Genomic DNA, 10,321 nt, shown 5'->3' with positions numbered 1-10,321 from the left:
ACCTTGAGTGCTTGTTTTGAAAAAGTTAATGGTAATTGCCAGAATGTCTTTACATGTTGTCAATATGTCTATACAGCATTTCGAGCCTAAAAAAGGAGGTTAGCTCCCTCCGTCAGTGATTGCGAGGGCGGTTAGCTCAGTGGTTAGAGCGCTTGCTTCACACGCAAGAGGTCACTGGTTCAAGTCCAGTACCGCCCACCATACCGTACGGTAGGTAGAACCCCTATCTTCTGCTCTAATAACCCATTCGTAGGCATAGCACAGATAAACACACCTCCCCGACCGATTACCTGGATTCAGGTAATTCGTGACGTTGACTTTATCCTGCCGCTGGCCTAAAATAAGCTCTCAGGTGGGGTCTCTATCGTGCTCGAGTCAGGATTGAGTCCGTAAAGGGTCTACCATGAGCATAACCCCTGCCCTTCTACCACCCAGGACGGCAAAACGAGATACTATCACAACACCCCAGCGTGCATAAAACGCCCACATAAGACCACCCGGCAGTCGGTGGTACACGGAACTGAACCGATGACAGACCGAGCAAGACAGACAGCACAAAGTACCCCCCGCCTGTTTGGCAGCAGTGGTATCAGGGGTGTGGTCGGGGAGGACCTGTCTGAGGAGCTCTGCCTGGATGTCGCCAGGGCAATAGGCAGCACACTCCCACCGCATTCCAAAGTCTGTATTGCCACTGATACCAGAGTGAGTCGAGAAGTCATTAACGACGCTGTCACTACCGGACTCCGCAATACCGGCATCGACGTCACCCATCTGGGGATACTGCCTACCCCGGCATTGGCCTTTCTAACCGGCAGGATGGGGTTCGACACCGGCGTAATGATTACCGCTTCCCACAATCCCTATCAATTCAATGGTATCAAGCTATTCAATGCCGCCTGCATCAACGATGCAGACAGCATCGGCTACAGTCGTGCGCAGGAAATGGAAATAGAGCGGATATACGGCAAACGTGAGTTCAGGAACAGCTCTCGCGGCAGTCTCGAAAGGAACCTTGAAGCCAGGGAAGACTATCTCCGCTTCGTAGCGAACAGGTTCCCGGAAGGAAGCTTCAGCCAGGGCTTCAGTATTGTGGTGGACGCGGCCAATGGCGCCGCCGCCGGATTTGCCAGCGATTTGTTTGTCCGTGTGGGACTGGATGTGATACCTCTCAATGATGAGCCTGACGGCCTTTTCCCGGGGAGAAACCCTGAGCCAAAGGAGGATACTCTTGAAGGCACCTTTGAGTTCATGAGACAGCACAATGCCGGTCTGGCAGTATGCTTCGATGGTGATGCCGACCGGGTTGTCTTTCTCGACGAAACAGGTTTCCTGGGATTTAACGAAGTGATTGCCTTTGCCGCGCGTCTGGCAGTAGTAAGGAGCGGCAAGAAGAAGGTAGCGGCCACCGTTGAAACGGGAAACATGGTTGACCTTGTCCTGAACGACCTGGGCGCAGAGGTAGTGCGTGGTAAGGTCGGTGATGTATATGTAGCTCATCTTGTCCGCGAGCTTGATGCCGCCATCGGCGTGGAGCCGGTCGGCGTCTACATTATGCCGGAGATAGGTCTGTACCCGGATTCCATGTTTGCGGCGCTTACCCTGCTCAGCAAAATAGACAGCGCCGGGGAGATACGGAGTTACCTCCGGCAAATCCCGCGGCTCTACTCGTTGCAGGACAAGGTCTCCTGCCCCAACATCGCCAAGACGACCGTCATGAACGAAATAGAAGGAAGTGCCGCCGGACTGGGGCCACGTCACGTCAACGCCCTGGACGGACTTCGACTTGAATTTGATGATTCCTGGATGCTCATCAGGGCGAGTGGAACGGAACCTCTCATCCGGGTGAATGCTGAATCAGGCTCCGAGGCAGAAACGGAAACGCTCCTCAATAGCGGAATAGAAATAGTGCGAAGTACGATAGCACGGTTGGTGGCATGAAGGTAGTATTTCTCTGCGGTGGAATCGGTAAACGGATGTTCCCTATCACCGAGGACAAGTTCCTGCTGAAGTTCCTCGGGAAAACACTTCTGGAACACCAGATTGAGCTAGCCCGGAAAGCAGGTCTGACCGGGTTCGTCATTGTGGGCAGTACCCGGAGCATCCACCGTATAGAGGATATCGTGGCCGGCATCGAAGGTATCAAGGTTGAACTGGCTGTCCAGAAGGAACCTGCCGGGATAGCTGACGCCCTGGAGAGTGCCGCCGGGCTCCTGAACGACGAGATAATTATCGCCAGCCCCAATGATGTCTTTGACGGTTCTGCCTATACCGGACTACTCGCAGCCCACCAGGATAACTCGGCGGGCTCTTACCTGCTCGGCTACGAAGTAAACGAGTATTTCCCCGGTGGCTACCTGGTGGTGAATGAGACGAATGAAGTGACACATATTATAGAGAAACCAGGCAAGGGAAATGAGCCGTCCAACCTGGTGAGTGTCCTCTTGCACCTGCATACTGACCCGCAGAAGCTACTGGCCTGTATTGCCAACGTTGAGACGGACCGCGATGACGTCTACGAGCGTGCCATTGACAGCACAGTCAAGGAAGGGCAGACCGTGAAAGTCGTTCGCTACACCGGCTCCTGGACTCCCATCAAGTACCCCTGGCACATATTCAGTGTGGTCAAGCAGTTTCTGGACAACAGCCCGAGGTACATTGCTCCATCGGCGCAGGTCTCGGAGAGCGCGGTGATTGATGGCCAGGTGGTGCTCGATGAGAACGTCCGGGTCTTTGAAAATGCGGTGATACGTGGGCCGGTCTACATCGGGGCGAACTCGGTGGTGGGCAACGGCAGCCTGGTCCGTGGCTACAGTCACATCGGGTCCGACTGCGTGGTCGGTTTCGCTACCGAGATTAAAGGCTCCTACATCGGCGACGGCTGCTGGTTTCATATGTGCTACGTTGGTGACTCCATTATCGGCGACAACTGCTCTTTCGGTGCCAACACCGTCTTCTCCAACTGGCGTTTTGATGAGAAGAACGTCCCGGTTACGGTCGATGACAGCGTGGACAGCGGTCTGGACAAACTCGGAGCAATAGTAGGTGACAACTGTCGGAGTGGAGTCAATTCCAGTATCATGCCCGGAGTCAGAGTCGGTCCCAATTCAATAGTTGGTGCCCAGGTATGTCTGACCGAAGACCTTAAACCAGACAGCATGGCCGTTCTCAGTTCCGGCTATAAGACTACCAGGAACGTGATTAAGCTGCGCGCCGACTCGGCAGCAGGGCGAATGAAAGAGTTGAAAGGCTAGGTCGTCCGTAGACCCGACTACAACACTGTTGCTTTACGCCCCCCCCCGTAATCACCTTCGGTCACTTCTCACCATACTCTCCGACTCAGACTAAGCAGACCCGCCGTTGCTGGCGCAAAGAACGCGGTCGCACAAGGGCAATGCAGACAACGCGTGGCAGCAGCAAGCTTAAAATCTCCCGTCCGGGACTTGATGGTCGTTCCGCACGGTGCTACTCTTGAGTGGTCGCAGAATACCATCAACCGGCAATAACCAGTAGCTGAGGTACCGGACTATGAAGTATGATTTCGACTCCGTTATAGACCGCCGCAACACCAATTCGGTTAAGTGGGACCTCGCCGATGAGCGTTTCAACGTTGAAAACATCCTGCCGATGTGGGTGGCAGACATGGATTTCAGGGTGCCCCAGCCTGTCATCGACGCTCTGAAGCGTGTAGCTGAGTACGGAGTCTTTGGCTACAGTACCGTGCCTCAGTCGTACTATGACGCAGTGATAGATTGGATACGGAAGCGTCACAACTGGGAAGTCGAGAAGGAATGGTTAGTTTTCACGCCCGGAGTAATTGCTGCAATAAATATACTGGTCAGGACGTTCACCTCTCCCGGCGACCAGGTAATTGTCCAGACCCCGGGATATTACCCTTTCTTCAACGCCATCACCAATAATGACCGTGAGATATTCGACAATCCTATGAATCTGGAGAATGACCTGTATGTAATGGACTTCGACGATTTGCAGGACAAAATCAATCCTCGCACGAAAATGATCATCCTGTGCAGTCCGCACAACCCTGTCGGGCGGGTGTGGAAGGAACAAGAGTTGACCAGACTTGGCCAGCTCTGCCTGGAGAATAACATCCTCGTTGTATCGGATGATATTCATTGCGACCTGGTCTATGATGGCTTCGAACACGTGCCGTTTGCCTCTATCTCCGAGGAATTCGCCGATAGGTCGATTACCTGCACAAGCGCCAGCAAGACATTTAATCTGCCAGGACTGAAAACGTCGAATATCGTTATTCCAAATCCCGGACTCAGAGAGACCTTCAGCAGCATGCTGAGGAGTTGTGGGATTAGCTCGCCAAACATGTTTGGTATCGCTGCTACTGAGGCGGCCTACCGCTACGGTGAAGCGTGGCTTGAGCAGCTACTCGTCTATCTTCAGGGGAACATGGCATTTCTGGAGCAATACGCCTCTACCAGGATACCGGGACTCAGAATAATTCCGCTTCAAGGCACCTACCTGGCCTGGCTGGATTTCAGAGGCTGCGGAATTAACCGGGAGAAACTGGGCAATTTCGTACGTGAAGACGCCAGGGTAGCTCTGCAACCGGGTACCATTTTCGGGTGCAGGGAAGAAGGTTTCGAGAGAATGAATATAGCCTGCCCGAGAAGTACCCTGGAAGAAGGACTACGGAGAATAGAGGCAGCAGTAAACAGGCTGAGAAGCCACTGAACAGACACCATGTTAACGGGTTGGTCCATTCCCGGTAACTTCTGCTGTGAACCGGCGGATGACTACCGGCTTCCTGCTCTCAGACACTCCAGCGCATGAGTAAGGAAGCCCAGGTGAATCCGGAGCCAAAGGCAGCGAGTAGAAGCAGGGAGTCCTTCTTCAGACGGCCGTCCTGGCGGCTTTCACAAATGCAAATGGGAATAGTAGCCGCGGTGGTGTTGCCGTATCTGGCGATGTTGGAAACGACCTTCTCAGCGGGTAGTCCCATCCTGGTACCGACCATATTGGTAATACGGTCGTTGGCCTGGTGGGGAATGAACAGGTCCACGTCCTCGATACTGTAGCCGGTTTTTTCAAGCACCTCGTTCATACACTCACAGAAACGGGGTATGGCGTGCTTGAAGACAGCCCGACCGTCCATCTTGGGATAGTGCTCGGCATTATCTATCATCTCATGTGTAATCCGTCCGCGAACAAAGCCGTATGGTGCCGGGATACAGAGCTTGTCGTAGTTTTCTCCCTCGGCGTGGAGTGTGAAGTCAAGTACGCCCTCACCCTCATTCTCGGTTGGAACCATCACCACTGCACCGGCACCGTCACCGAAGAGGACAGCCACATCACGACCGCGGGTGGTAAAGTCGAGACCGGTAGAATGGACCTCGGAACCGATGACCAGGATGTTATCACACCAGCCGGTGCGGATGAAACGGTCGGCAATGGCCATGGCATAGATGAAGCCGGTACATTGCTGGCGGATGTCGAGGGCAGGTATCGTGCCAAAGGACATTTTACTCTGAAGGACACAACCGGAGCCGGGGAAGAAGACATCGGGATTAAGCGTTGCAAAGATTATCATTTCGATGTCCTGGTTGGTCATACCCGCATCGGCAATGGCCTGCTCAGCCGCGACCTTGGCAAGGTCGGCGCATCCGATACCCTCTTCGGCGATGTGGCGCTGCTTGATTCCGGTGCGTTCTTGAATCCATTCATCCGAGGTGTCCATGAGTTTGGTCATATCTTCATTTGTCCAGATATCGGGCGGCACGTAGAAACCGGTACCAATAATAGTGGAACGTCTCATTATTCCAATCTCCCTTTCGTTAGTCCCACAGGTAATGGCCTATTGTAGCTGTATGCACTATCCGTTGCAAGAACTATTCCCCTTTTCCATTAACTGTGCCTTCAAAATCAATTAGCGGACAGGCGGACAGGTGTGTGATACAATTGGCTATCCTGCGGAGAGTACGATTTATCGCTCCGATGACAACCTGCGAAACCGTCCGGCCACTCCCGGAGGTGCATCAGGAGCGAAGCAGCGAAAAATACAGTCAAGGAGTAAAGCGTGTCTGAGAGTGTTTTGACAATCGAGCGACGGGAACGGGTAGCCCTATTAACCATGAACAGGCCGGAATACTTGAATGCCCTGAACCGTGAACTCCAGGACAGTATCATGCAGACCTGTCAGGAGTTGCGTGATGATGACGATATCTGGGCAGTCGTGCTCACCGGTGCCGGGCGGGGGTTCAGCTCCGGGGCTGATCTGCGGGGTGGCGATGGCAGTAGCGATGAGCAGCCCGGCCGGCAGGAACGCCTGGACGTGTATAGCTGGATGGGAAGATTAGCCACGGCGATATACCGCACGTTGGACAAACCGATTATCGCCGCCGTGAATGGTGTGGCAGCAGGTGCCGGTATGTCTGTGGCGCTTGCCTGTGACATACGGATAGGTACGGAAAAAACACGCTTCAAGGTAGTTTTCATTGAACGCAGCCTGAGCCCTGACACCGGTATGTCATTCTTCCTGCCGCGTATCGTGGGTTATAGTCGTGCCTGTGACTTAATCTATAGCAGCCGTTTCGTGGAGGCCGACGAAGCCTACCGCATCGGTCTACTCGACCGTCTGGTACCTGCCGACCGGCTCCTGGATGAGGCACTGGAACTGGCCAATCAAATCGCGTTCTGGCCGCCTGTAGCTATGCAATCAACACGACGTGTGCTCCAGCAGAGTATGGAATCGACTCTGGAAGAGCAACTGCAGAATGAGTCATTCGGACTCAATTTCGCCCGCAGAGCGCCGCACGACTTGCAGGAATCGCAGGACTCGTTTCTGGAACGCCGCCCACCACGGTTTACCGGACAGTGATGCCACCCGGCTCTTGGACGTGCCCCGCTCTCACGAATACTGTGCACACTCAGTTAGAGGTATCAGTGAAGCTGGTAACATTATCGTCAGCCTGACCAACTCCGGCTGTTTGCAGTGCCATAGTTCCACCTGTGAGAGCTGTCCAGACCGCGATAGTTACAGGAATAAGCTCGCTGTCATCGTTGACTTTATTACATGCCTGGCATAGAATTATTCTTTAAGTAGGAAAGGCAGGAACGCCTGCAGAGACGGGTACTGGATACTTGAGGAGCAGACATGTGCGGTATAGTTGGCTACATCGGCAATAGGCAGGCCGCAGGAATTGTGCTGAATGCCTTGAATAAACTGGAATATCGCGGCTATGACTCCGCAGGTATGGCGACTGTAGCCGACGGCCGTCTGTCTGTCAGGAAGGACACCGGAAAACTGTCTGAGGTGAGCGAGAAGCACCATCTGCTCCAGCTCCCCGGAGAAGTGGGCATCGGGCATGTTCGATGGGCAACTCACGGCTCAGTTACCATAGCTAACGCACACCCCCACGTTGACTGCAAACACGAGATTGCCATCGTCCATAACGGCATTATTGAGAACTATCGCGAACTTGCCCACCGTCTCTATTCCCGGCACAAGTTTGTTTCGGAAACGGACACCGAGGTCGTTGCCCATCTTATCGAAGACTACGTCGCTAACGGTTCCTCTCTGGAAGACGCCGTGTGTCTCACTGGCAAGGAGCTGAAGGGTTCCTACGCCATCGCCGCCATCTCTGCGAGAGAACCCGACAGGATAGTGGCTCTGCGCAAGGACAGCCCTCTGGTAGTGGGCCTGGGAGATGAGGGTAACTTCATTGCCAGTGATACGTTATCCTTTCTGAACGAGACTGACAGGATTATCTTCATTGAGGACGGTGAGCACGCCGTCATCACCAGGGATAAGGTTAGCATTTTCGATAGTGAGGGCAGACAGATAGACAGAGCAGCAATCAAAGTCGACCGGGAATGGGGCGATGCCACCAAGCAGGGTCATGATTTCTTCATGCTCAAGGAGATTCTCGAGCAGCCACAGGCAATACGCCGCGCCGTGATGCAGGACCGGACGCTGATGATGGAGATGGCCCTGGAAATCCTTCGCGCCAGGCAGGTAGTATTCACAGCCTGCGGTACCTCCAGATACGCTGCCCTCATTGGTAGATACGCGTTTTCCAGGATTTCAGGTAAGTTCAGCGATGTTGTCATAGCCTCTGAGTTCGGTTACTTCGCCGATTCTATCGACAAGAACACACTGGTTATAGCTGTATCCCAGAGCGGAGAAACTGCCGATGTCATGAACGGAGTAAAGAGGGCTAAGGAGAGCGGGGCTACCGTTTTCTCACTGGTCAATGTGGTCGGGTCCTCACTGGCCCGTGCCAGCGACCGTGTAGCTTACCTTAATTGCGGCCCCGAGATAGGCGTCGCCGCTACGAAGTCCTTCATGGCACAGCTTACCGTCCTGTACCTGCTGGCATATACCATGGTGAACCGGTATGACGAAGGTGTCAGCCAGTTGACGGCAGCCTCTAATCTCATTGAGACCAACCTGCAGCACAACGGGCAGGAGATACCCAGGATTGCCGCTAAGATGAAAAACAAGAATGATTTCTACTACATCGCTCGTGGAATCAACTTCGCCGTTGCCGGTGAGGGTGCCTTGAAGCTCAAGGAAATCACCTATGTCCATGCCGAAGGTATGCCGGCCGGGGAGCTAAAACATGGCACACTGGCACTGATTGGGAAGGGGACACCGGTTGTCGCCATATGCCCCGCTGACTATACATTCGACGAGACACTCTCAAACATCGCCGAGACCAAGGCCCGTGGTGCCCTGGTTCTCGGTGTTTCTGACAGGGACGATCCAACCTTCGATGAGTGGATCAAAATTCCCGAGGTCGAGGAGATATTCTATCCACTGGTGACCATCATTCCACTCCAGCTCTTCGCGTATCATTCCGCCATAAGCAGAGGTCTGGACCCTGATATGCCGCGCAACCTTGCCAAGTCCGTGACGGTGAAGTAGTGCGACCGGCCGGGGTATATTCACCTCAATACCTGTAGGAGCTACCAGTACAGACATGGTAGAATCCTTAACACCAGACCCCTTGAGGATAGCGATACCCATTCTTAATACAGCCCCCATCCTATCCTTAGCACCCCGCTAGACACTACCACCTCCCAATCCCTCCTCTATGTCCTTGCACAGCTCTCTGCTCCTTTCCGCGTCCTCCTCTGTGGCAGGCCGATGGGAGTAAAGCAGCCCTTCTACTATTCCGGTGAGCGCCAGGAAGTATTTGCTGGTTGGGCCAAGTAACCTGCTAGTCTCTCGGGCGAATTCCCGCATGGTTTGCTGAGGCCTCGGTAAGAACCCGGTTACTCTCTGGACGAGCCTGACGGCAAGACGATACCAGCGGAAGGCCCGGCTTCGTGGGTCGCTTACGTTTCCATCGTTCTTTTCGGGGAAGACGGCAAGAGCCATTCCCTCGCGATGCTGCCAATGATGTGCAGCCGGTTCAAGTGGAGTAGCTGTCGCCGAGGGAGCCCTGGCCCTGCCCCTTGATATACGAGGTAGAAGGATACCGAGTACTGCCAGGAGGACAAGGATGGCGCCGCAATTCACCACGTTGACCGTCACTATTTTTCTACGGACAGTAATAGACCTGTGCCAGGGTTCCTGAGGGATAATCCTCACGGTCAGTTCTTGAGAGCCGATCAGGCCCAATCCCATCCCTACCCCAATTCTGGTGTCGAAGGTACCGTCCGGGGAGCTGTTCAGTTCGACCTCGGATTTGCTGAACTCCATGATGATCGAAGTGTCCATCAGCGGGCTGAGATCCGAGTGTATCCTGCCTTTCAACTTAACTGCCCCGGGTACCACTTGTATCGTGGGTGTGTTCATATCCAGAATGGGGACTGCCCTGGTTACATTCAGAACAGTGCTGGCAACTACGGGCGAATACCTTCCGGTCGCCACTGCGGAGATGGTAAGGACATGCTCGCCTACACTCAATTCGGTCGGAAGTCGAATGCTCTGTGAGAATCCCTCTCCGGTACCGAACTCACTGACAAGAACATCGTCGATGTAAATTTCGGCCCTTCTCTCCTCAGGTGGTGGCAATGGGCCATAATGAAATTCCCCGGCGACGGTGGTTTCCAGACCAGGGTAGGCCATGTCTTCCACCTTGACTTCCAGATGGGCATCATAGAACAGTAGACCCAGCTTTACCACTGGACTATGGTTGGATATGTACCGGTTGACATCCTCACCCCCGGGGTAGAAGAACGCCTGTACGTTAACATTCGGTAAGTACTGGTACGGGACCGGCAGTATGCCCTCATAATGTCCGCTCGTCTCCGTCCTGATGGTCACCCAGGGAGAGTCATTAAGCAGAATGTCAATGTCGCGCCCGGCAATGGCCTCTCCCTCTGACGTCAGCATGCCTTC

The 10,321-nt window shown here is 54.0% G+C and carries 7 protein-coding genes and 1 tRNA gene; 6 read left to right on the top strand and 2 right to left on the bottom strand.

Translation table 11 applies throughout. The features are described from left to right. Positions 1-125 precede the first annotated feature (125 nt). The 4 genes from VMW13_00825 to VMW13_00810 all read left to right on the top strand — a co-directional run bounded on the left by VMW13_00825 (position 126) and on the right by VMW13_00810 (position 4,707). A tRNA-Val gene (locus VMW13_00825) sits at positions 126-201 on the top strand. A gap of 327 nt (positions 202-528) precedes the next feature. Next, entirely contained in the window at positions 529-1,938 is a 1,410-nt protein-coding gene (locus tag VMW13_00820; GenBank protein ID HUV43349.1) for a hypothetical protein, read from the top strand. Beyond that, positions 1,935-3,251, top strand: a complete 1,317-nt coding sequence (locus tag VMW13_00815; GenBank protein HUV43348.1) for a sugar phosphate nucleotidyltransferase — start codon at positions 1,935-1,937, stop codon at positions 3,249-3,251. The genes VMW13_00820 and VMW13_00815 overlap by 4 nt, the downstream gene beginning before the upstream one ends. 274 nt (positions 3,252-3,525) lie before the next feature. Further along, positions 3,526-4,707, top strand: coding sequence for a MalY/PatB family protein (locus tag VMW13_00810; protein HUV43347.1), 1,182 nt, complete (start codon positions 3,526-3,528; stop codon positions 4,705-4,707). Between the two features lie 79 nt (positions 4,708-4,786). Here VMW13_00810 and VMW13_00805 read toward each other — a convergent pair whose 3' ends face one another. Next, positions 4,787-5,788, bottom strand: a complete 1,002-nt coding sequence (locus VMW13_00805) for a beta-ketoacyl-ACP synthase III (GenBank protein ID HUV43346.1) — start codon at positions 5,786-5,788, stop codon at positions 4,787-4,789. 261 nt (positions 5,789-6,049) lie between these two features. Between VMW13_00805 and VMW13_00800 the strand changes: the two genes are divergently transcribed. Continuing rightward, positions 6,050-6,850: an enoyl-CoA hydratase/isomerase family protein gene (locus VMW13_00800; GenBank protein ID HUV43345.1), complete on the top strand. Its 801-nt coding sequence runs from the start codon at positions 6,050-6,052 to the stop codon at positions 6,848-6,850. Between the two features lie 276 nt (positions 6,851-7,126). Further along, positions 7,127-8,899: a glutamine--fructose-6-phosphate transaminase (isomerizing) gene (gene glmS, locus VMW13_00795; protein ID HUV43344.1), complete on the top strand. Its 1,773-nt coding sequence runs from the start codon at positions 7,127-7,129 to the stop codon at positions 8,897-8,899. Positions 8,900-9,037: 138 nt separating this feature from the next. On the opposite strand, the gene VMW13_00790 is transcribed toward glmS, so the two are convergent. Continuing rightward, a partial coding sequence (locus VMW13_00790; protein ID HUV43343.1) for a DUF4129 domain-containing protein occupies positions 9,038-10,321 on the bottom strand: 1,284 nt, incomplete at its 5' end.

The sequence above is a fragment of the Dehalococcoidales bacterium genome (genome assembly GCA_035529395.1).
Lineage (GTDB): Bacteria > Chloroflexota > Dehalococcoidia > Dehalococcoidales > Fen-1064 > DUES01.
Note: the sequence above shows the minus strand (reverse complement) of the source record. Positions and strands in the feature narration are given on the sequence as shown.

What these genes read in the sequence shown, in the direction of transcription:
- VMW13_00810 (HUV43347.1), top strand. Translation starts at nt 3,526, where the DNA reads ATGAAGTATGATTTCGACTCCGTTATAGACCGCCGCAACACCAATTCG.
- VMW13_00815 (HUV43348.1), top strand. Translation starts at nt 1,935, where the DNA reads ATGAAGGTAGTATTTCTCTGCGGTGGAATCGGTAAACGGATGTTCCCT.
- VMW13_00805 (HUV43346.1), bottom strand. Translation starts at nt 5,788, where the DNA reads ATGAGACGTTCCACTATTATTGGTACCGGTTTCTACGTGCCGCCCGAT.
- glmS (HUV43344.1), top strand. Translation starts at nt 7,127, where the DNA reads ATGTGCGGTATAGTTGGCTACATCGGCAATAGGCAGGCCGCAGGAATT.
- VMW13_00820 (HUV43349.1), top strand. Translation starts at nt 529, where the DNA reads ATGACAGACCGAGCAAGACAGACAGCACAAAGTACCCCCCGCCTGTTT.